General features: G+C 57.5%; 16 protein-coding genes and 1 pseudogene. 7 read left to right on the forward strand and 10 right to left on the reverse strand.

What is annotated here, in order from left to right; genetic code table 11:
• Position 1 precedes the first annotated feature (1 nt).
• The 4 genes from DW178_RS03305 to DW178_RS11110 all read left to right on the forward strand — a co-directional run bounded on the left by DW178_RS03305 (position 2) and on the right by DW178_RS11110 (position 5887).
• The gene (locus tag DW178_RS03305) at positions 2-916 is read left to right on the forward strand and encodes an abortive infection family protein (RefSeq protein WP_118349679.1); all 915 of its coding nucleotides are present in this window, start codon (positions 2-4) and stop codon (positions 914-916) included.
• A 6-nt stretch (positions 917-922) separates the two neighbouring features.
• Positions 923-4108 (forward strand): type I restriction endonuclease subunit R, encoded by a 3186-nt coding sequence (locus DW178_RS03310; RefSeq protein WP_118349680.1) that lies wholly within the window; start codon positions 923-925, stop codon positions 4106-4108.
• Positions 4109-4206: 98 nt separating this feature from the next.
• Entirely contained in the window at positions 4207-5439 is a 1233-nt protein-coding gene (locus DW178_RS03315; RefSeq protein ID WP_118349681.1) for an ATP-binding protein, read from the forward strand.
• Between the two features lie 283 nt (positions 5440-5722).
• Positions 5723-5887: a serpin family protein gene (locus DW178_RS11110; RefSeq protein WP_147363798.1), complete on the forward strand. Its 165-nt coding sequence runs from the start codon at positions 5723-5725 to the stop codon at positions 5885-5887.
• Between the two features lie 719 nt (positions 5888-6606).
• On the opposite strand, the gene DW178_RS03320 is transcribed toward DW178_RS11110, so the two are convergent.
• A complete protein-coding gene (locus tag DW178_RS03320) occupies positions 6607-8130 on the reverse strand; it encodes a helix-turn-helix transcriptional regulator (RefSeq protein ID WP_158574027.1) in 1524 nt (507 codons plus the stop codon).
• Positions 8131-8549: 419 nt separating this feature from the next.
• Between DW178_RS03320 and DW178_RS03325 the strand changes: the two genes are divergently transcribed.
• Both DW178_RS03325 and cgr1 read left to right on the forward strand, forming a co-directional pair.
• Complete coding sequence (locus DW178_RS03325; protein WP_118349683.1) at positions 8550-10193, forward strand: FAD-binding protein; 1644 nt, start codon at positions 8550-8552, stop codon at positions 10191-10193.
• Between the two features lie 30 nt (positions 10194-10223).
• Positions 10224-10925: a cytochrome c-type protein Cgr1 gene (gene cgr1, locus DW178_RS03330; RefSeq protein ID WP_118349684.1), complete on the forward strand. Its 702-nt coding sequence runs from the start codon at positions 10224-10226 to the stop codon at positions 10923-10925.
• Positions 10926-11374: 449 nt separating this feature from the next.
• Here cgr1 and DW178_RS03335 read toward each other — a convergent pair whose 3' ends face one another.
• The 3 genes from DW178_RS03335 to DW178_RS03345 are packed head-to-tail and all read right to left on the reverse strand — an operon-like array spanning position 11375 to position 15088.
• Entirely contained in the window at positions 11375-12082 is a 708-nt protein-coding gene (locus DW178_RS03335; RefSeq protein ID WP_118349685.1) for a hypothetical protein, read from the reverse strand.
• A 15-nt stretch (positions 12083-12097) separates the two neighbouring features.
• Positions 12098-13210, reverse strand: a complete 1113-nt coding sequence (locus DW178_RS03340) for a hypothetical protein (protein WP_118349686.1) — start codon at positions 13208-13210, stop codon at positions 12098-12100.
• Between the two features lie 57 nt (positions 13211-13267).
• A complete protein-coding gene (locus DW178_RS03345; RefSeq protein WP_118349687.1) occupies positions 13268-15088 on the reverse strand; it encodes a hypothetical protein in 1821 nt (606 codons plus the stop codon).
• Positions 15089-15237: 149 nt separating this feature from the next.
• Between DW178_RS03345 and DW178_RS03350 the strand changes: the two genes are divergently transcribed.
• Positions 15238-15426, forward strand: a complete 189-nt coding sequence (locus tag DW178_RS03350; protein ID WP_286168485.1) for a helix-turn-helix domain-containing protein — start codon at positions 15238-15240, stop codon at positions 15424-15426.
• Positions 15427-15569: 143 nt separating this feature from the next.
• Here the strand turns inward: DW178_RS03350 and DW178_RS03355 are convergent, their stop codons facing one another.
• The 6 genes and pseudogenes from DW178_RS03355 to DW178_RS03385 form a co-directional block, all read right to left on the reverse strand.
• Positions 15570-16421 (reverse strand): hypothetical protein, encoded by an 852-nt coding sequence (locus tag DW178_RS03355; protein ID WP_118349689.1) that lies wholly within the window; start codon positions 16419-16421, stop codon positions 15570-15572.
• A 37-nt stretch (positions 16422-16458) separates the two neighbouring features.
• Positions 16459-17202: a MerR family transcriptional regulator gene (locus DW178_RS03360; protein WP_158574029.1), complete on the reverse strand. Its 744-nt coding sequence runs from the start codon at positions 17200-17202 to the stop codon at positions 16459-16461.
• A gap of 1180 nt (positions 17203-18382) precedes the next feature.
• Positions 18383-18785: pseudogene (gene tnpA / locus DW178_RS03370) on the reverse strand (IS200/IS605 family transposase).
• Positions 18786-19130: 345 nt separating this feature from the next.
• Complete coding sequence (locus DW178_RS03375; protein WP_158574031.1) at positions 19131-19886, reverse strand: Abi family protein; 756 nt, start codon at positions 19884-19886, stop codon at positions 19131-19133.
• 1000 nt (positions 19887-20886) lie between these two features.
• Positions 20887-21468 (reverse strand): aminotransferase class I/II-fold pyridoxal phosphate-dependent enzyme, encoded by a 582-nt coding sequence (locus DW178_RS03380; protein WP_158574034.1) that lies wholly within the window; start codon positions 21466-21468, stop codon positions 20887-20889.
• Between the two features lie 666 nt (positions 21469-22134).
• Complete coding sequence (locus DW178_RS03385; RefSeq protein WP_118349694.1) at positions 22135-22830, reverse strand: cysteine hydrolase family protein; 696 nt, start codon at positions 22828-22830, stop codon at positions 22135-22137.
• Positions 22831-22836: the final 6 nt, after the last annotated feature.

The following is a 22836-nucleotide window of genomic DNA, read 5'->3' on the forward strand; positions in this document are numbered from 1 at the left end:
CATGGGACACCTATTCTCTGAGCGTTATGAGGAGTTGCTTCAGGACGAGTCAAACTGGTTTGGCGGAGATGACGGCGGCAGCGTTCCCTATAGCGCTAAAGTCCTAATCGCACGCGTCATGGAGGACTTCCGTGAGCCGATTAATCTCCAGCCCAGTCGCTACGATAACTATACCGTCGATACCGACGCCCTTGATCTTGCGATACGCGAGCTCAACGAGAGCGTCGATTACCGGGTCGTCGACTTGGATATGATGCGCATGGGTTCGGGCCTTGACGAGGTCCATGCCCTTGCAAACGTCCACACACCGCACCTCTTCGACCTCATAGAGCTCCAATACGAGGAGCTTTCCGACGACGCCGAAAACGGCAAGGGCGGCTTCCGCGGAGAGATCAACAAGGTGCTCCGCGAGCAAGATATCCCCTGGATTCTCGTCGATGGACGGTTGGTGAAGATTGATCCCAAGCAGTTCGAGCAGGACCTAAAGCTCAAGACTCTCGGTGAGATGAAGGAACTCAAGGATGCGTGCCCTCTCTATCAAGGAGCTTACGACGAACTGAGGAAGGCCATCGATTTCCTGGGGCGCGGCGATTACGCCGAGGCTGTGATCAATGCCGAGAAGAGCTACGAGAGCGTCCTCAAGGTCATCTTGGGTTCGGAGTCCGAGACGGAGGCGGCCAACGGCCTTACAAAGCGTTTGCTTGAGGCCGGCAAGCTATCTCTCCCGGTGGGACTTAAGCCTGAGGCCCTCCAGAGCAGTGTCCTCATGTCGCTTCCCATCATCCGCAACAAGGCGGCGGCGCACGGCTCCGGAGCGACGGGGCGCGAGATGAGCGGGCCCATGGCCAACCTTGCCGTCAATCTGGCGTGCGCCCTTAACACATACCTCATCCAGGAAACGACCGGCAAAGAGTAGGCAAGTATGGAAGCGGCAGACCTTAAATTCGAAAACGGCAAGTTCACCGAGGACGAGCTTGAACAGGCGATCATCGAGCTGTTCAAACAGCAGGACGCCAATGGCATGCGCTGGAGCTATGCCAACGGCGAGCTGCTGCACCGCCGCTTCGACGAGCCGCTCATGGAAGACCGGTTGAAGTCGAGCCTTCGACGCCGCTATGCCGATATCGACCTGACCGAGGGCGAGCTCCAGACGCTCGTGGGCGAGCTCAAGCGTATCCCCTCGACCCCGCTCTACGACGGGTGTCGGCGAGCGTTCTGGCTCATCAACGAGGGGTACACCCTTCTTCGCGAAGACGCGAACAAGCCTGCCGTCCATATCGAGTACATCGACTTCGACGACATCTCGAGCAACGATTTCCTCATCGTGAACCAATACACGGTCGAGGACGTGCGCACCCGCCGCCCCGACCTTTTGTGCTTCGTGAACGGCATACCGCTCGCCATCCTCGAGTTCAAGACCGCCATAGAGGAGGATAAGACCATCCACGACGCGTGGAAGCAAATTGCCATTCGCTACGCGCGTGACATCCCGAGTCTGCTCAAGTACTGCTGCATCGCCGCGGTCAGCGACGGCGCCAACAGCAAGATCGGCACCGTGTTCACCCCGTACTCGTATTTCTACGCCTGGAACAAGGCCAATGACGTCGACAAGGTGTCGAACGGCATCAGCTCGCTTTACACCATGGTCGAGGGCGCCTTCGCCCCCGACCGCTTCCTGGCAATCGTTCGCGACTTCGTCTTCTTCCCAGACGACAGCAAAAACTCCACGGAGATAGTCTGCCGCTACCCGCAGTACTTCGCAGCGACGAGGATGCTCGACAACATTTGCGAGCACCTGCGCCCCGAGGGCGACGGCAAGGGCGGCACGTACTTCGGCGCCACTGGCTGCGGCAAGACGTACACGATGCTTTTCCTCTCGCGCCTGATGATGCTTCGACGTAGCGAAGAGCTGGGCAATCCCACCATCGTGCTCATCGTCGATCGCGAGGACCTGGACAACCAGGCAAGCGAGCTGTTCGTGACCGCGAAGCGGTTCCTGCACGACGAGAACGTGCGCAGCATCGAGACGCGCGACGACTTGGCTGAGACTCTGCGCGGGCGCGAATCGGGCGGCGTCTACATCACCACCATCCAGAAGTTCAGCGAGCAGATGGGTCTCCTTTCCGACCGCTGCAACATCATCTGCATTTCCGACGAGGCGCACCGCACCCAGACGGGCGTGGGCTCTAAGCTCATGATCACCGAAGAGGGTGCCTTCACCCGCTACGGCTTCGCCAAATACCTGCGCGACGGATTCCCGAACGCGACGTACGTCGGCTTCACGGGCACGCCCATCGACGAGACGATCGCCGTGTTCGGCCCCGTTGTGGACCGCTACACCATGAAGGAATCGAGCGACGACGGAATCACCGTGCGCATCGCCTACGAGCCAAGGTTGGCGCGAGTGCTCCTCTCCGATGAAGAGGCGAAGAAGATCCAAGAATACTACGACCGCTGCGCCGAGGAGGGCTCGACCGAGGACGCCATCGAGGAGAGCCAGCGCGCCATGAGCTCGATGGAGGTGCTGCTGCGCGATCCCGACCGCCTGAAGAAACTCGCAGCTGACATGGTCGAGCACTACGAGCGCCTCTGCGGGGAGAAGCCGGGCGTGGTGCAGAAGGCCATGATCGCCTGCTCTAACCGCGCCCATGCCTTCGACCTGCTCAACGCCATCCTGTCCATACGGCCCGAATGGGGCATGGCGAAGAAGGCAGAGAACGAGAGCAAGCTTTCGCAAGAGCAGCTGGAGGAGCTCGAGGCGCTGCCCAAGATCAACATCGTGGCCACGCGCGGCAAGGACGACCCGAGGGACCTCTTCGACGCCTGTGGCAACAAGGAATGGCGCAAGGAGCTGGACAAGCAGTTCAAGAACAATGACTCGAACTTCAAGGTGGCCGTCGTATGCGACATGTGGATCACGGGCTTCGACGTTCCCTCGCTCGCCGTCATGTATATCGACAAGCCGCTGCAATGCCATACGTTGGTGCAGACCATCAGTCGCGTGAACCGCGTATTCGAAGGCAAAGACCAGGGACTTGTGGTCGACTACATCGGCATCAAAGAGAACATGATGAAGGCGCTCAAGACCTACGGCGGCGACGGTTCTGGCGCCATTGATGATTTGACCGTCGCTCTCGGCATCTTCCGCAACCACCTGGCCATGATCGATGACCTCATGGTCAACTTTGACTCGAGCGCCTTCCATACGGGCAAGCCCCTCGAGCGCCTCGGGTGCCTTAACAGGGCCGCCGAGTACGTGCAGCTCTCGAAGGAGCTCCAGACGCGATTCATGGGGCTTACGCGCATCCTGAAATCCGCGTACCAGATTTGCTTCCCCTCGGGAGAGCTTTCTGACCGCGAGACCGCGATGTCCCAGTTCTACCTGGCGATCCGCTCTATCGTCTACAAGCAGACCAAGGGCGACGCGCCCGACGCCGAGATGATGAACGAGGTCGTTGAGGATATGGTGCGGCAGGCGATTAGTTGCACGGGCGTCGAGAGCGTTATCGACGCCGACGGCCCCGAGGACCTCTTCGGCGAAAAAGCAGTTGCCGAACTCAACGCCATGAAGATGCCCATCACTAAATTCAACGCTTTGATGAAGCTCGTAAAGCGGGCAATTAAGGATTACGGACGCACCAACAAGGTGAAAGCGCAACAGTTCGATGAGCGCCTTCGCAAAGTGGTGGACGCCTACAACTCACGCGACAACCTTACCTTTACGAGCGAGGTCGTATCTGATTTTGTTGACAACCTAAGCGAGCAGCTCATTGACATTCTTCGCGATCTTAAGGAGGACAAGGATTCCTTCGAGAAGATGGGCATAACCTACGAGGAGAAGGCGTTCTACGACATCCTGGTTAAGGTGCGCGACGACCACGGTTTTATCTTCGAGAACGAGAGGTGCATCGCGCTTGCAAAAGAGATTTCGAAGCTCGTGAACGACAAGGCGCAGTACGCCGACTGGTCGACGCGCGACGACATCAAGAGCCAGTTGAACATGGACCTCACCGTGCTGCTCTACAAGAACGGCTATCCGCCCGAGTGGGACGAGGAAGTCTTCGAAAAGGTCATGGACCAGGCAGAGAACTTCAAAAGAAACGAGTAGATAGGTGGTCGAGAGCGCCCACCTATCGTTCTGGAGCTCGCTCGCAAGAACTATTGAGTCTCTTATGCAAAAGGGCAACGATTAAAAGCAGGTGCTGGATGGAACCAAGATATACGAATGATGAATCATTGCCCAAACTGGTCGCAGATCTCGCCAACCTCAAGCGCGAAGGGTCCTACTGGGATTTCAAGCGTGAGTGGCATGGAAACAAGGCAGACTTACTTCACGACATAATCTGCATGGCGAACAATCCCGAAGACACAACGGGGCTTTTGCTTATCGGCATTGATGAAGAAGAGGACTTTCAGCCAACCGGTGACGCTAATCTCTTGGGCGAACGGAGGAATACGCAAAGCATCGTTAATATGCTGCGTACAAAGCACTGGGCCGATGGGATCCCCAAAGTTCGCGTCGCATCGATAGAGCTGGACAACGCTTGCGTTGACGTTGTCCTAATTGACCACGATAGCGAATCCCTGCCTTATTATTTGGCCGTTGATTATGGAGAGGGGCGCAGTGTTGTTCGAGCAGGTGCTGTCTATACGAGAAGCGCCGACAACAATACCCCAAAAAAGGAGACGGCTAACCCGCTCGAGACCGAGCGACTTTGGCGTAGGCATTTTGGTTTGGACAAAACGCCGCTCGAGAGGCTCCCCCAGCTACTCTCCGAGCCTTCCAAATGGGTTCATACCCTTCCTGTTTTAGCGAGGGATGAGGAATACGGCGGGTACTGCTATTGCCACGCCGACTTTCCCGAGTTCACTTTTGTTCGCAAGCCTGAAGAAGGCTGGACCGGAGTCGAGTACTTTATGCTGGCTAGCCCGTTTTTCTCGCACCCAAACTGGTGGACAGCCTACTTCTACTACCATCAGACAACGATTCATAAAATGCCCGGTGCATATTCCGACCATCTGTGGATCCCGGCGCCAAGTATCTCCACCCTTCGCAATTCTTACCGCACGGCTTTTTCCGAAGCCGCTCATTTCTACGCCTATTACCTTAAGGGCTCCATTGAGCGTATCGCGATGATGTTTGAGCTAGATGAAAGCAAAGAAGGTCCCAGCGCAGTCGAAGAAGTTCGTTTGCTTGATACGCTTATCCCAACATTCGAGGATGAGAATGAGCGTACTTGTTTTGAGGAATGGATCAAAACTCACTGGGATGAGTTCCTTGACCGTTGCGGGCAACAAACACGTTCGCGCCGTGTGCCTGGTAATCTATCTGGTTCAACGAATCGCTACGAGAGCATAGAGCGCCATGCAAGGGAATCGGCAACTTTGGTCGATCTACTGGAGGAGTACCGCGAGCATATGTGGAAGGGGGACATGTAGTTGTGCGGCGGGCGGATACATCGAAGTTGGCGAGGCGGTAATCGCTGCAAGCGCAATCGGGGCTTTCTCTATAGCGGCATAGAGCCACCTCCGTGTGTTCACATTCCGCATGCAAGAAGGTCGCATGAGCGCAAGCTACCTAGACCATGATTATGACACCTGTTTCGCTAGAGACAACTTAATCCCCCGCACCTCTAGCGACGCAAAAGTCAGCACAAGCAAAAGGAGCAGCACCAAGATACATTCCGATTCCGTCCCAAACAGATGAAATAAACCCGGACCGATGTCCATCGTCGCTCGCTTGTTCAAGGACGACTTCTCAGGCACGGAAAGCTACATCACGTTGCCAGCGCGCCTCTACACTGCGCTGGAGATGCTAGCCGGAGGAGCCGAGAGCAAAACGCTCGAGGAGCTTGAATCGGTCCCTGGCAACGCGGAAGAACGTTGAAAACATGCTCCCTATACTCAAAGACAACCCAAAGAATGCCTCGAGCGACTATCGTCTCAACATCGCCACCTCGTTGTGGACAAACAAGCACAGCGCCCTCTGCGCTCCGGCATTCCCCGGCTATAACAGGCACGAACGATCAGATTGCCGAAGTGGACTTCGCACCACTCGAGGACAACGCCCAATTGTCGGCATGGCTAGGCAAGAACACCGGGAGCAAGTTCGGCTCGGCGCCAGAACTCGACAGCGGCACCGTATCGCCATCATCGGCACGCCGCACTTCAAGACCAACTGGGTCGACCGCCTGGAAGACGGGGAGGTCGAGGTAGCCTTCAGCACAGATTCCGGTCCGACCGTCACGATCATGGGCAGCTCGACTTCAACGGGCACCTGTCTCTCACTTAGTGTGTGAACACACCTCCGTCCCCTGTTCGGCCCGGTAGGATAATGCGAACCAATAACGACCGAAAGGCAGGTAGACCATAGGGGCTTATATGATTCGCGCGGGGCGCGGTAGGGTTTACGCAGTAGACTGGCTCAAGCGCGGCATCTAGGCATCAGCTGGACTTCGGAGGCGCGGACATAGCCGTCATGGACCGCGATGCAATCAAAACCGCCTACGCGGCGGCGCACCCTTCCGAAAACAACTGATTGCTGCCGTCAATATCGGCCAGGTCTATCGCTTCGCCCGACGACTTATCAACGCAAGGCAGCGGCAGCTACGCACCTACCAGGTCCATGAGCTCTTGCTTGCTGTGCACATCGAGCTTCGTATAGATGTGCTTGGTGTGGCTGCGCACGGTGTTCTCTGTCAAGTACAGCGTTTCTGCGATGTAGGACTTCGTGCGGCCCTTGCACAGCATCTTCATCACCTCAAGCTCGCGCGGCGTTAGGTTGCGTTCGGCGCCGATGGCATCGCAACGCTCGTCGATGCTGCGATGGTCTTGCGGGGCGCTCACGCGTTCGCCGGACAACTCGGCGAAGATCCATTTGGTGTCCTGGTCGCGCACTTCCAGGAAGAACGTGCCCACCATGGCCAGCGCGAACATCAACAGCGTGGTGAGCGCCATGCCGGGATGCCCTAGCGAAAACCAGCTCGAATGCACCGATCCTGCAGCAAAGGAAGCCGCGTACACGGCCCAGCCTACGCCAATGACCACATTACGGTCGGCCTTTGCGTGGCGCGCAATGTCGATGACGGTCAGCCATGTGAACAGCACCAGCAAGTCCCATGCGCTGCTTTCCACGCAGCGAATGAACGTGATCTGCGGCAGCAACGCCTGACTGAGCACGTCGACTGCCAGAACCGCCAACACGATGCGCCACAGCTGCGCGAAGTTGAACGCCCGCTTCGCGCCAATCACCATGGCTAGCACCACGCCCGAGATAAGCACCTCGAACGCGCGACCGAGCAGGAACACGTCGGCCGCCGCCGCGCTCTGGTTGCCGAACGACGTGCCCACCAAAAACGCGGTAACGTAGCTGAGCACCGCCGCCGCAACCGCTACTTTCCAGAGGCCGCGCAGGTTATGCGACTCGAACCGCACGGCGGCACGGCTGCCCGCCGGCGCATCGATAAGCGACATGCGGCACAGCAGCACCGATGCCACGGGCAGCGCCATAGTGATGGCGCACATGAGCGGAAGCGGGCTGAAATGCGCTGCGCACTTCAACACCGATGCGGCAATGTTGCCGATGAACAGGCAGCCGATGGCCGTTCGCAGGTTCACGCGCGCGTAAAACATGCCCCACTGCAGGTACAGCCAGCCAAGCACGCACGAGCACGCGATGGTGGCGGGGTATTCAAGCGCATCGAGGGCGGGCGTGACGCTGGAGAACAACAGCGCCGCCGCGCCAAGCGCGCCGATGGCGGCGGCAACGTAGCCCGCCATCGGGGATTCCACGAAGGCGGGTTTGCTGCGGGCGATGAAGCCGAAGGCCACCATGGCCAGCGCTAGCGCGAAATAGGATACTTGCCATGAAAGCTGGCCAGTAGGTGCTTCTCCACCTGCTGCGTTGATAAGGAACGCCCATGCAAGCGTGCAGCAGATGCCGATGGACGTCCAACGTGGCTTGTTCGACGCAGAAGGGGTTTTCCCTGCTGCGGCTATCGCCTTTGCGGGAACGTCCGATACTGCCGCGGCCTTTCGCCCATCCGCTTTTCGTTCGCGCGGTTCCTGGACCTTTGCGACCGTTCCGCCAGCAACCTTGCCGCAAGACGATCTCGCGCTGCTACGTTCCATGTTCCTCGCTCCTGTAGTATTTGAAATGTGCTGCAGGCATGATAGCACGCAGATATGCGGGGCAAATCGCATTCTCCGACTGTCTCGTCAATCAATTTGCCATCTGCAGCCGAAGTCGTTTCAGAAACTCCGACGAATGGCCGCAGTTGGTCAAAAAGCCTAGAACCCGAATGGCACGCCCGCCCCTCGCCATATTTCGCAACTTTCGCTTCTACAGCTTGCCGGAAACGCCACCCCGTCTCCGGCGAGCAGCACTCACCTGCGGAAATGCGTATCTCCCCCTCTTCGGGTACCCCCCTATTTCACCCGCTTTGACGCATGCGTTACCCCAGGTGCGGGTGACGATTCCCTCAGCCGGCTTGCGTATCGTTCCTATCAGCCACAGACGTGGGAATCGGAATTCACGGAAAGGGACGAAGATGGATTCGATGGCTGATTTGAACCTGACGCAGTCGCGTCGCGGCTTCATCAAGGCGGCGGGCGCAACCGTGCTCGCTGGCGCCGCGGCCGCCGCGCTCGGCGGATGCTCCGCAAAGGGAAAGGAGCCCAACAAGAACAACTTCGCGCAGTCGATCGGCGAGATCGATTGGGACGAGGAAACCGACGTGCTCATCGTGGGCGGCGGCCTGGCCGGTCAAGCGGCTGCGGCAACGGTGGCCACCGAGGGCAACGGCGCCAAGGCGCTGCTGCTCGAGAAAGGCGCGCTCGTGCTCGGCGACGGCGACAGCCCGTTTTCCGCCGGTCGCGTGCTGTGGACCGACGACGAGCACGCCGAAGGCTTCCGCCAGTACCTCTACGAGCTGCGCGGCGAGATGGACAACACGCCCGACACGGTGCTCGATGCGTTCGCCGAGGGCATTCATGAGAACCGCACGTGGCTGGAAAGCCTGCCCGGGTTCCAGGACGACTACATCAAGGCAACCACGCACTTCCATCCCGGCACCGGCGATACGTGCTACCCCGAGTACGCCGAGCTGCCGCACGGCTACAACCTGGGCGTGCTGTTCTTCAAGGACGAAAAGTACGACCACGTCATCAAGTTCGTGAACTCGGTGTTCGCGGATAACCCCAACATCACGCACAAGCTGAACGCTCCGCTCACCGCGCTCATCCAGGACCCCGAGAGCAAGGCCGTCCTCGGCGGCGTGTACTCCTATGAGGGCCAAACCGTGTACGTGAAGGCCAACAAGGGCGTCATCATGTGCTGCGGCGGTTTCGAGAACAACAAGCAGATGCGCGCCGACTACCTGTCCGCCACCACTGCGCGCTGCATCGCCGGCCGCATGAACACTGGCGACGGCCACTACATCTGCGCCCGCATCGGCGCCGACATGTGGCACATGAACAGCTGCGCAGGCATGTGGACGAGCGTCAGCCCCATCGAGGGCGAAGACGTGACCATGCGCACGCCCAAGCAATTCGGCATCACCGTGGCCGAAAACGGCCGCCGCTTCTTTATGGACTGGGATTCCGACCATGAGCACGACTGGGAGGTCATCGACCAGAATCCGCTCAACATCAACGTGGGCAGCCGCCACGGCCACATGCAGTTCGGCGGCGAATGGCCGCACCTGCCCATGCCGAAGACCACGTGGTACATCTTGGACGACGAGGGCTACAAGAAGATGATGGCCTACTCCACGGCCCCGAACTTCGAACCGTCGAGCGAGGGCTATGGCTACACGGCCGACACCATCGAGGAGCTGGCCGACAAGGCGGGCATCAACAAGGCCGAGCTGGTGAAGACCGTGGCGCAGTGGAACGAATACTGCGAGGCCGGCAGCGACCCGGCATTCTTCCGTCCGGCGAAGACGCTGACCCCCATCAAGGGCGCACCGTTCCATGCCTGCCATTGCTCGACCACGATGCTCAACACCGACGGCGGCCCGCGCCGCAACGAGCACGCGCAGATCCTCGACCTTAACGGCGATGCGATCCCCAACCTCTACAGCGCCGGCGAGTTCGGCAGCGTGTGGTGCGACATGTACAACGGCGGCGGCAACCTGGGCGAATGCTGCGCGTTCGGCCGTATCGCCGTGCGCAACGTCCTGGGTATCGCATAGGCGCCCACCGCGTTCGAAAGGAAGTAAGCGATGAGCAAATCCGAAGAGACGAAACGCGAAGGGACGTCGCAGCCGGCGGCCAAACGCCCGATGGAGAAGCGCAAGCGCCTGGGCATCACGCTCGGCTGCATCGCGGTCGTGCTGGTGGTGGCCGGCGCCGGCTTCTTGGTGTGGCACGAGCAGCCGAGCTTCTGCAACGCCATCTGCCACGACCCGATGGACCCCTACTTGCCCACGTTCGAGGCCGTACCTGGTCAGCCGGCCACCGACAAGTGGGGCAACGAGGTGGAAGACGCTAGCAGCATGCTGGCCGCCGTGCACAACCAGGTGGGCAAGACCTGCATGGACTGCCACGTGCCGCAGCTTGACGAGCAGATGACCGAAGGCACCGAGTGGATCAGCGGCAACTTCGACAGCCCGCTTGGCGAGCGCACGGCCACGCAGCTGGTGGAGGCACGCGGCCTTGAGAACTCCGACGAGTTCTGCATGAATTCGAGCTGCCACCCCTATACCCGCGACGAGCTGGAGAAGAAGACGGCGTGGATGGGCAAGATCAACCCGCACACGCCGCAGCATGGTGAGCAGAAGTGTACCACGTGCCACAAGGCTCACCGCGCCAGCGTGAACTACTGCACGCAGTGCCACACCGACGCCGTGGTGCCCGACGGCTGGCTGAGCTACACCGACAGCAAGCTGCTCGAGGAAGCTGCCGGCATAACCGACGAGCAGTAAGCTGTTGGCAGAAGCGACCGCAAGCTAGCCGCTTCGGGCGAACGCAAGCAACCGTCATGCCCAACAGGAGCGCACAAACACGAAACCCGCAGGTCAGGAATTCCCACCTGCGGGTCTCGTGCGCTTGGGGAGGCCAACTGCAGCGGACTGCGCAAGACCGTTCGCCTCCATAGCCCACCCAACCTGTAACAGATTTTTACAGTTTCGGGCCAAAACTGTAAAAATCTGTTACAGGTTGCAGAAAGCGACGCGAAATATTCAGAATGCCTACCCTACAAGAAGCCATGGCACGCTTCGAAAAGGACACCGCAACCATCGTGACATTTGACGAGGAAACCGATATCAACGTCCCCGAAGGCGTGATTCACGTAGCCCCTTCCTGGAAATGGTTGCTGGAGCAGAGACAGGTCGTCTGCGCGATTAAGCTATACCCGAAAAGCAAGGACAATTTAGACAGCCAAATGCTCATCCAGAAATGTAATCACCTTTTTACCCGCTTCTTCGTTTTCGAGTTCGAATACCCACTTGCTCGTATCGTAATCGAGGATGTCCAGGAACCAACGTCGCTCAGGTCCTGGCGTCAGCGTAGCGCCAAGAATTGCGCCTCCGACAGCGGCAACAAACTTTCCGGGCGTTAATGCCCCGATGATGCCGCCAATCGACGCGTTGCGAAGCCAATCAAGTCCGGCGTCTTTCTCTTTTGAGTACACTGACGCGTTTCGTACGCGTATCGCAGTTTCGGGCTCAAGCGGCGCGGGCAGCTCGTCGTCAAACGCATCTGCAAGTATTGCTATCCACCCTTTCCCGAGGTCTGGCTCGTTGTTCATCAACTCAAGCCCCCTATGGGAGAGTCGGAGGTATTTCTCCGGTCCTTCCACCACCCTTTGCTCGTGGTCAAGCTCGACTCGCCGCACGCGAATATAGGAGATAGCGATGTTGTTGACTTCAGAAACTATGCTGTCGCGGTAACGAGGTTCTGGAAGCTCCGACGCGTTATGGCGCTCGCCAACACCCGCGATTTCGCTTGTGGCCCCTTCGACAAGATTCGCTGCTACTCCGACAGCACCTGCGGCAACGTCGGCAGCGCCTTTAACTAGACCGCCAACCCCCTTCCCAACGTCATTAGCAAAGGCAAAAACATCAAACGGCGCTCCCATGAGCAAACCTCCTCCTTATCGTTTCCCAAACGACCCGAAGAACTTGCCGATATTGCCAGCACCCTCAGCGATGGCGAATCCTACATGCGCGGCTCCTTCCATTGCTGCAGATCCCGCTTTAGCGGCGCCATCCGCAATGGCGCTACCAGCTTGCGCGGCTCCTTCGGCAACGACGGAGCCGACTTGAGCCGCGCCGTCGACTACCGCAGATCCCGCCTTTGCGGCAACGTCTGCCGCGGCAGCTGCCCCATCGGTGATTGCATGAACCGCATCTTGAGCTGGATTTGCTTGTTCGATCTCGGGAGTGCCCGGTTCGATCCCAGAATTTGGAAGTTCGCGCAGGTATTTACGCAGGTGCTCGGCGGAGGGCTTAAACGTCGCATAGGTTACGCCACCTGATACAAGTCCGCCAATGACCGGGATCAGCTTGCTGACACCTTTGGAAAACGCTTCTTTCGTCAATTGGACGCCGAGTACGCGAAGGATCTTCCGTAGGACGGGCCAGAACGGCAATTTCGTCAGCGCTTGTTTCTGAATCGCTTTCTGAACCCCTATTTTTGCAGTCTGGTTCGCAAAAGAATTGATGGCGTTTGCTGCCGCGCCGACGTTCATCATGACACCGAGCAGCATGATGAATTTTGCGAGGGATTCGTCATCCACTTCGTCGTTGTCCTCAAGAAACGATTGCCATCCGTAAATGTAGGCGAGTTTTTGCTCGATTCTCATAACATGGGCGAAATATTGGGCCAAATCTGCGGGAACCGTACCCGCCATCGCCAAGCCGCCTGGTATTCCTGCAGCAAACGAAAATGCCGAGCATTTTTTAGTTTCGAAATCTATGGCTTCGGTAGCGATGGTGTCGAGAACCTCTGCTGGAACTCCTGCTTCGGCTGGAGTCTCGGACACGGCGAGGTCTAAATCAGCTTCTGGGTAATGTTTCTGCAGCTCGGTGCGCAAGAACTTTCCTCGGTCGATTTTAACCATCTTCAAAGATGCCGCTGCCTTAATCACCTTTAAAGCGAATTCCTCAGCTTCTTTGCCTTGCGTCTCATCGAGATGACCGATCTCGTATTCGACATCCTGCTCGTCGGCGATGATTGCTCGTTCCTGATTTTGCTCCTCGCTCATTCGATTCCCTTTCTCGCTGTCTTGGCTAACTAGCATCTGGCCAGTTGACTGATTCTCTTACTCCCCTGCGGGCGGCTGCGGTAGCGCTGCTAGGACTTCTGCTCGCTGCTCTTCGATGGTTTCCGCTATTTCATCGTGATAGCTTTGCCGATTTTGCATCTCGTCGGCTTTTAGCAGTGCGAAGTCGACGCCAATTCCGATGGCGGTTCCGGCTGCGGCACCTGCGATGTTTCCGGCAACGGGCGCAACGCTGCCCGCTGCCGCGCCGATTGCCGATGACGCACCTTTCACCTCTATGGACCTCGCTAGTGTCGTCGCCATCTTCTCAAAGGCTTTTTTCCCGACAATTCGGTCGACAACCTTCTTCGCCACAAAACCTCCGAGCGCGCCCGCTCCGACGCTGGCGGTGATTCTCTGGCTATCCTCCATGAGCTTCTCGATTGGCTTCTCGATGTCCGTCAATCGCTGCGGGTCGAACTCGGCCGGCTTCATCAGCCAATCGGGGACGTTGCTCACCTCGCAGTCCGCAAGCCTGCTCTTGAGCTCTTCCTGCAGTTGGGCGGCCTGTTCAGTGCAAGCTTGCATCTCATCGTTGAGCTCGGAATCATCAATGCCCTCGGTAAGCGACGTTGTCAGCTGGTCTTTCAACCCCTCTTCAAGGCTGCCGGTGAATACACGCAGCACTCGTTCGTAATCTGCCGGAGGCGAGTAATACCAATCGAGATAGTTGTCGATGTTCTCGATCCGCTTATCGAACGAGGCGTTGATCAGGGGCACAAGCGTGTTCTGCACGCGGTCGGTGAGCTGCGAGGATTCGCCCGACAATTCGCCCAGCACCATCTCAACGGCTTCCTGGTCGTACGTTTTGCCGTCGATCATGTAAACCGCTTTGCCGATTTGATCCTGCACGAGTTGCTTTCCTTGCGACACGCCTTCGACAGACTTGATTTCCGCAGCCTTTCCTTCGGCCCATAGCGCTGCCGCTACGGGGGCGATTACCAAGACGGCCGCAAGCACAACGAGCCCAGCTTGCGGCTTCCGCCGCTGAATGCGTTGTTCCGATTCGCCCACATCAACAAGCGGGAGGAACAGCTCCAAAACGCAATCGGGCATCATGCATGCGCAAAGCAGGTTCACGAAACCGCCAAGTGAGCAAATCGTCAGGATAACCTGCAGGCCGACATATCCGCTCCACGATGCGTCGGCGACTTGAGACAGCAGGCAGGCGATCACTGTGTCGGTATACGTTGCCACCAGACCAGCATCCATCAACAACGTCGACGATGATTCGCCGAAAGGGTTTTCGTGAGCCAAATAGGATTCGAGGACGCTATCGAACTGAAGTACAGGCGTGTTTGCGACGACGGCAGCCGAGGCAATACCGAGCGCCGCCGTCAGAAGAAATCCGCCAAGGACCAGCGTCCCCGTTTTCTCGAAGGCCAGCTTGAACTCATGTGCCGCAATCTTGTTCGCCAGCATGAATACAAACGGGCACACAACAGCGCCAGCTACCACAATCATCCATTCAGACTGGCCCCAGCGAACAACCGACAGCAGCAAACTGGCCATCGCGAATACGGACAACACGAAAGACATAATGATGCGAATGGTTTTGCCGCGAGTGTATTTCGCCGCGAATCCCGATTCGTTGAGTAAAGTTCGATCATGCAGCTTGGTGGCAAACAGCACGTAGGCGAAGGTGGGGGTTGCTATTGCCGTCAGCAAGACTAGCACAAGGGCAAACGCAATCATCGACATGGTGTTTGCAAATTTCGTGAAACAAAACAGCACGGCTATCAGCGCCAACGCACTGATAGCGTAGCGCATGTAGAATCGCGCATTTGCTTTCGGCTCGGTGTTTCCGGGTAGAAGCTCCATCCTGTCACCCTTCCCGCCAGTGCGGCTTTTTCAGACTCTTCCCTATACCCATCATCTGCGGTTTCGGCTGCTGACTTGCTATAGCAAGTCACCCTAAACATTATAGCTTTTACGATGCGCTTATGAGCACAGACGAGCGAAGAAAGCGGATGGGCGCGCGCATCAAGACGTTACGGGAGCAGCAAGGGCTGTCCCAGCGCAAGCTTGCCCTCATGATTGGCTCGAACCAGACGCACATTTGGCAAATCGAGAACGGCACCGTGAACGTGGGACTCGACCTTTTGTGCCGCCTCGCCGATGCCCTTGAAGTTAACGTGCGCGACTTGATCGACTTCTAGCCGGCCGACGCCCGCCCCGATAACTCCCCGCGTCTCCGAAAAGCTTGTGCACACGTTAACCAAGCCAAATCGGGCCGACGCTTTCACATCGGCCCGTATCCAAAACTTGCTAGTTCATAGACGCTCCTCGTATTGCACAAGCATCAGGATTTCAGCTTGGCCACTTTCAGGTCTAGCGATTTCACACTTTGGCTGCTCACAAGGTTATCGTATTCCGTGCCGTCGGCTTTCTTGCTAAACTCCATGGTAATCATGGTGTTCGGTTGCATGCTTTGCCCGACTACCACATAATCAGCCAACGAATCCTTGTCATCGAGCTCGATATAGCTTCCATCGCTGGCTAGCACATTCATCGTGATGTATCCGCTACCATAATGGTCGGCAAGCGAGCCCGCCATACTGATATATCCGCACGAAGCAAGATTGCGCCCAACGTAATCCCGCAACGCACGCGTGTACTTATCTGGTGAGAAATCGATTGCGGTCATGCACGGTGCCGTACCGTCGGCTTCCCCGATTTTCTTTACTGCAAGCACTATCTCTTCCTGAGACTCGCTTGCCACAAGATTATCGTATTCGGTCCCATCTTCCTGCTTCAAAAACTCAAGCTTGATCTCTGTATTGGGTTTCAGATTTTGGTCGTAAACAACGTACTGCTTCAGACCCTCTTCGTCCGTCGGGTTAATATACGCTCCTTCAGCGCTGACGTAGACGATCCCCGAGGTGCCGCTACCATACCGGTCGTGACGCAACTCGTCTAAAGCGGTATAGCCAACAGATGCCGCGTTCATTCCGCGGTAGTCTTTGACGTACCATGTGTGCTTATCAGGAGAAGGCTTAATCAGTTCGCTTTGCTGAACAGCCATTTCCTGCTGGGCCTCGCTAACTTTCTGCTCGACGTTTGATTGCTGGTCTTGAGGTGCGCCGCAACCAGCAAGCGCAAGAGCTAAGGCAAACATTGCGGCGCCTGCTGCAACGATGATCGACTGTTTCATAATGGTTCCTTTCGGTCGTATTCCATATAGCCGCGAACTAACGAAGCGTCCGCAAAAGCAGCTCGTAGGCTCCCGGTCCAAGCCACACATCAACAACAACGGACATGCCGGGTGCATTCAATGCCCAGTTCAGAATTGCCTTTGCAGCAACATGCGACACGTTGTAACGTCCATGGATGTCGTCAATCGCGCCTGCAAGCGCAAGCGCGGCGCACACTGATGCTTCAGAAGAATCGACATTCTCCACAAGTGGTGCAAAAGAGCGAATAAGCCACCCGCGATGGGCGGCACAGCCGGCAGACACACTGTCCTGCCTTGCTTCTTCGTCTGCCATCTTGCGAAGGGTTTCAACCACCTGCGCATCGATTTCGTTCTCGGTAAGCTCGCCAGCCAACGATGGTTCTTCACCCTGCGAAGCCATCAGCAACGCTCGCGCAGCCAGGAGCTGCCCCGCAACCTCTTCTTGTCGTTCTTTGAGTCTTTCTATGTGTACCGCCAGCAGCCCGGGTTCTGCCTCACTTCCAGTTGCTGGGTGCTTGCGCAGCTTTTCACCGATTTCGGGGAGACTCAGTCCCTGCTGCTTTTCCAGGCGGACCACGAACAGCGTTGCAACATCACGTGCGCTATAGGTTCTTCTTCCCCACGTGCTGTCCTGAGGTTTTACAATACCCAGCCCTCCTTTCCCGCTGTAGCAGCAGCGCTGGATGTCGCGCCGCGGCAAGCCCGTCAGGCGCTCAACCTCCGAAATCGTCCAGCCACCGTGCTCGTGTGCGTTGTTCATCTGCCGTCCTCCCGAATTCCAGCAAATCTGTTCAACGCTTGAACAGCAAGCGGGATTCGGCGATGAACTCGCGGAAGTTTTCTCAGCTTTGCTTTCCCGCGCTTTTGGCTGCGAAGCGTTTAGCGTTCGCATATGCAGTCCTTTCCTAGCGATTTCGGCCTCAAGGCCCTTTCGCTATAGGGCGTGCAAAATCTGCGAATCAAGCAGTCAGGCGTCAAGGGAGACGAGCGCAGCATATGATGCTCATCTTTTCGAAAAAGTGGCCACTGTTGGGCAATATCTCGAGAAGCTGAAGGAATTTAGGACAAATTGCGAGGATACCGAAGGAGCGTTTTACCAGTCACCGTCAGGGCGCAAATGAGTATCCAAATATGTACTCAACGAAGGAATTCATGGAATAGGTGATACGGATTCAGGCTAATCAAGCATATGAGAAGTCTTTTATCGTTCAAGGTCTCAACTTTCTGTCCAACAGTGGTCATTTTTGTGAGTTCCTGAACCGCCAAAAGCAAGGCATACTGCTTGCTCATGAAATCGATTTTATACCGCTTGCGTTCGCGAAGCACGGCACCCGGACGCGCAATAGACGCCGCACCTATAAGGACAGCGGCCAACAAAGCTAAGGAAACCTCTGACAAAAGGCGCCCTCATGACGAATTCCGGTCCGAACAGGTACGATGTTGTCGGCAGCTTCGCGCCGCTGGCCAGCGTGCCAGCGGGCAAGCAAGTGGTGCTGGGACTCATGTTGATATAGCAGAACAGCGTCACCAGCGCGTGCCTTTTTTGCAAAATCATTAAACGCGGTCGCTTTTCATAGCATGCTCAAAGCGCTGAAACAAGCTCGTTTTCGTTACGTTCTCGATAATGCCCATCAGCAAAACCGCGCACCTCATCCAACAAAATGGCGCTAATCCATATGCGATTGAAAAATCCCGCCGTTTTACTTCTCCAGCTCCTTGATATGCGCTTTGCGCGAAGTGAGCAGGTAGGCCCACAGGGTGCCACCACAGGACCGATGACCATGATCACCTGCAGAACCAGGACCACCCGCATAGCGGGTGGTTTGCTCTTAGGGTATAACCCATGGGAGGCCGGCGCGCGCCTAAAGACGCCGGCCTTCACGCTGTTCAGGCCCTATTGCCCTTGACCCGTGGCGAGCCGGTCGACCGGCGGGCCCCGGCTACTTCTTGAACGGATCGGAGTACTCCTTGACGCTCAGCTTGTCCAGCGCGATGTCGGCGGCCTCCTGCTCCCTGATGTACTTCGCGACGGTCGCCTCGTCGAGCCCGACGGTGGAGACGCAGCAGCCCTCCGCCCAGAACCCCCTGTTGCCGAACCTGTGCTTCAGGTTCGGCGTGCCTGTCGAAGATCATGAGCGAGCCCTTGCCCTTCAGGCAGCCCATCACGCTCGACACGCTGTACTTCGGCGGTATCGCCGGCAGCATGCGCACATGGTCGGGCATGAGGTGCCCCTCTATTATCTCGACGCCCTTGTACTCGCAGAGCCTCCTCGGGATCTCCCCTATGTCGGACCTGATTTGGCCGTAGACGGCCTTTCGCCTATACTTCGGCGTGAACACGATGTGTTACTTGCACATCCACTTCGTGTGCGAAAGGCTGTAGGCTTTGTTGGCCATAGCCGAACACCACCCTTCCTTCTCGGATTCTTGACGGCCTGAACAATCGTCAATATCCGGCGGGAGGGTGGTTTTGTAAAGCAGGTTGTCGTCCGCCCGCATAGCGGGCGGTTTGCTTGGCGCGGCTACGCGCGCGCCAGACTGAAGTCATTAATCAAAGGGCCGCTGGTTGTTCCAGCGACCCTCCTTTGTCCTTGCCTCACGTAGAGTCCGCAAGGACTGTTTCACTAACTGAATTGTAGCTCACATGCTCATAACGATGAGCGGCAATATGCTGAACGGGGCTAGTAGCTAAAGCCTCACGTTCACAGGCGCAGGGTTGCGCGCAAGGAAATCTTCGATAGTCTCCTTGTCTGACCCTCGAACGTACGCCGCCGCCTCGGGGCAGAGCTGCCCGAGAAGCGCCAGAGCGTCAGCGTTCACGCGCATCGGGGATAGCTGCTCGCACTTCGGGTTGAAGAGCCGCTCGTTGTGCGCGATACGGTTGCGCACGCGCAGGATGCCGTCAAGCCGATTCTGGAGCGCGACGCGCCTCGTGCCCTTCGGCCAGGCGGCATAAAGTCCTGTTCGCCAGATGACGGCCTCGCGGCTGCGGTCCGTAAGATGAACCCAGAAGCCAAGTGTCAGATTCGAGACAAGGTCACCGCTCGAAAACCCCTCGGGAAGCCCGTTCACGGCAACGTCGATGATCTTCCGATTGATGCGGTTGACGTCCACCGTGCCCTTGCCTGACTTTCTCATGACAGGCCTGCGCACAGGAGAGTCGCCATCGAGAAGCCAGTGGCACTCGCCATCCCAACGAGCCTCCATCGTATCGTTGTAAGCATTGCGGAGAGCCACCTCGAAGTACGAGATGTCGCGCATGAGGAACTGCCCGAGCGCAACGTTCCAGCGGTACAGTTCGAGCGCCTTCTCGGCATCGCACTCGCTAGCTTCGAGGTAAGGGGCAAGACGTTCAGGGGAAAGCCACCTCTCAACCCACGGGAGGATATTCGTGCCGTTGACGCAGGCGCGTTTCGTCTGATGGTTGCATTGCTCGTCAGCCAAGAAAACTCCTATAGATACAAATCGAGCCCCGGTGACTTGAATCAGAGGTCATTCCCGGGGCCATTGCCATATAGTATACCAACAGTTAATTAGTATATCAAATGGGCGTTCGGTAACGTTGCCCGTCCGCCACCCCGCCCGTGCTTGCCGGGCGACCCGTAGTTCCCGCAAAGGAACGAACTCACAAGCGAGCCTGACTCGAAGGCCGAGAACCGCGCGCTTGCACGAGGCAAGAAGATGCATCCGCAAACTCGAGATAGAGAACGCATTCTTGAAAAAATGTCGCAGCCTTCTTTGCTGGAGCGTACATGGGCCCCTAAGCCTGCAATCGAGAAGATCGCCGTCGGGTTTCGTGCGCCACGTTTTCTGCTCAAGCTTATTGACACGCAAACGCCTAAGCGGCCATGATTGTTCTCTGCTGGAAAAACCACTTGGTTTTGCAAGGGCGTGTCCGCGAGGTCGGATGCGCCCTAGTTTTTCCACCGAGAACGCGCGGGACGAACGGGCGAAAGCCGTCCTGTCTCGCTTTCCGCTTGTTACGAACCGTTAGCAAGCAACGCTCAATACAGAAAGGGCTGCCAAGCACTCTTGGCAGTCCTATAGCTAATGCACTGGAACTGACGATTGCTAACTATGCTAACGGAACCTAACAAAGCTGACGCATGCTGAAAAAGCTAACTGAACCTGAAAATGCTGACGTGTGCAAGCCTAAATGAAAGATGCTATCCAGTAATGAACAAAAAGGTGAGGGAGACGGCCATAGCAATATTCGCCGCAAGCCCGACACCCTCGAAGCCGCGGTTAGCGCTATCAGGGGCTTCCCGCCCCTAGCGCAACCTTGTGCGCTACGAGGCGAAGCGAGCGGCGAACGAGACAGGGGATGCGGCCGAGGGCAGAACCGTCACGCGCAGCGCCATGGCAGGTGCGTACGCGACATTGGCTTCGCGAAGTGCGCGACGGATGCCGGCAACGACATCGCCGCGGTCGGCCATCTCCGGCGTCAACGCGACATACTCGGCAGGCTCCCCGGCGACGGAAGCCGACACGTCAGATGTGCGCACAACCGCGGAATTGCAATAGAAAGCAGGCCACCAAGGGTTTTGCGCTCCGTCGTTCGCCATATCGCTATGAGCCTCGTCGGAAAGCAGCATGATCGAATGGCCGAACGCGCGTTGGGCGCGCGGAACAGAGCGCCGGCGATGCCGTCAGCGACAGCTTCCGGATATGCCATAGCGCTCGCATCGTTCGGCGTGCTCACGATGACCAACTTCGTGCGCGGGGTGAGCGCACACTCGAGCGCGATGAAGTCGGGCAGCATCGTTTCCTCGTCAAGCGGGACCTCAACCAGGCGAGCGCCCCTATCCTCGACGATCGCGCGATACGTCTGGCCGCAAGGCGCAAACGCGATCACTTCGTCTTCGGGCTTGAGCACCGCGCCCATAAACGCGTTGATGGCGCTGTCGACCCCGCTGGCCATAACGATGTCGGAAGCGGCATAGGAGGTGCCGAAACGACACTCCAACGAAGCGGCAACAGCCGACGCCGTGCCAAAACGTTCTTTCGTGAACTGCGAAACGAGCATTTCCTCTTCCCTTCCTAGCGCAATCTGCGCACGATGAAACCGCCCCGACGCATACGGCATAGGGGACAACGTCGCCACTTCGCGACGATAACCACAACAATAGGGAGACATATAGAGCACCAAGGCACAACGCATGCCCGATGGGAGAAATCAGAAACGCTCGAACGAGCAGATTGCTTTCTCAACGATTGGGATTGTAGCGCACGTCACAAGAAGAAAACACCCCTGAGCGCCGATTTCCTCGCAAGCGGAAAACCAGGGTAACATGTCGTTTCCGCAGGTCAGATATCCCTATAACCCAAAAATGGTGATGGGTTTTTAAGAAAATAACACGATTCGCACGAGTGTCTGAGCATCGCAAAAAAGACCGCATACGCGGCCTTTTGAGCGCCCTGTCTCTTCTCAGGCATGAGAGAGAACAGGGACGGAGACACGTTCACGCGAACGGTCGCCTGGTGAACAGGGGACGAGGTTTCGTTCACGGAACAGCGTTCAGGAGCGCGAAAGGTTAACGCGAACACGCCTCCGTCCCCCGTTCGCCCTCCGTCCCCCTGTTCGCGTGCGCAACCAACATCGACCGACCATTGCCGATCATTATTCAGCTTGCCGATCAACTTGCCAAACGGTTAGCAAGTTGATCAGCAGCCACAAGAAGCGCTCCCCGCCCTACGCGTCGCCCAATGCGGCGAGCAGTTCATCAGTGTTGATCACGTGGCAGTAGATGTTGTTGAGGATTTCCAACTCGGCGCGCTGAATCTCCTCGGTTGACGCGCGGCAAGCGTCCTCAATCAGCCACACCTTGAAGCTCTCGTCGGCAAGGGACCGGACGGTTCCCGACACGCATTGGTCGGTCAGCACGCCCGTGCACACCACGGTGTCGATGCCCATGTTGCGGAACAGAAGCGACAGGTTCGTGCCCGCAACCGCGCTGTCGGTCGTCTTCGTGAACACGATCTCGTCATCCTTCGGCGCAAGCTTCGGCACGATCTGCCCGACCGGATCGTCGAGCGGGACAAGAAGATCGTTGTAACCCGAGCTTCGCTGGACAAGCGATCTATCGGATCCGTCGCGCTTCAAGCACGCGATGCGCGCGAAGTTCACGCTCATGCCGCGCTCACGGAAGGCGGCGAGGATGCGCTCGTTGTTCGGCACCACCACCTCGTCGATCGCCCGATAGAATTGTTCCCATCGCTCGGCGCGCTTGCGCTGCGCCTCCGTGGGATCCGCAATCTCAGGACGGGTGATGAACACGTGCTGCATATCGATGACGAGCAGCGCCGTGGTTTCGGGGTCGATCTCAACCTCGCCCCAATCGTCGTCATCTTCGTAATAGAAAGAGCAATAGCGATCGTTAACCTTCATGCTTCA

Source organism: Eggerthella sp. AM16-19 (assembly GCF_003474385.1).
In the GTDB taxonomy this organism is placed as follows: Bacteria; Actinomycetota; Coriobacteriia; order Coriobacteriales; family Eggerthellaceae; genus Senegalimassilia.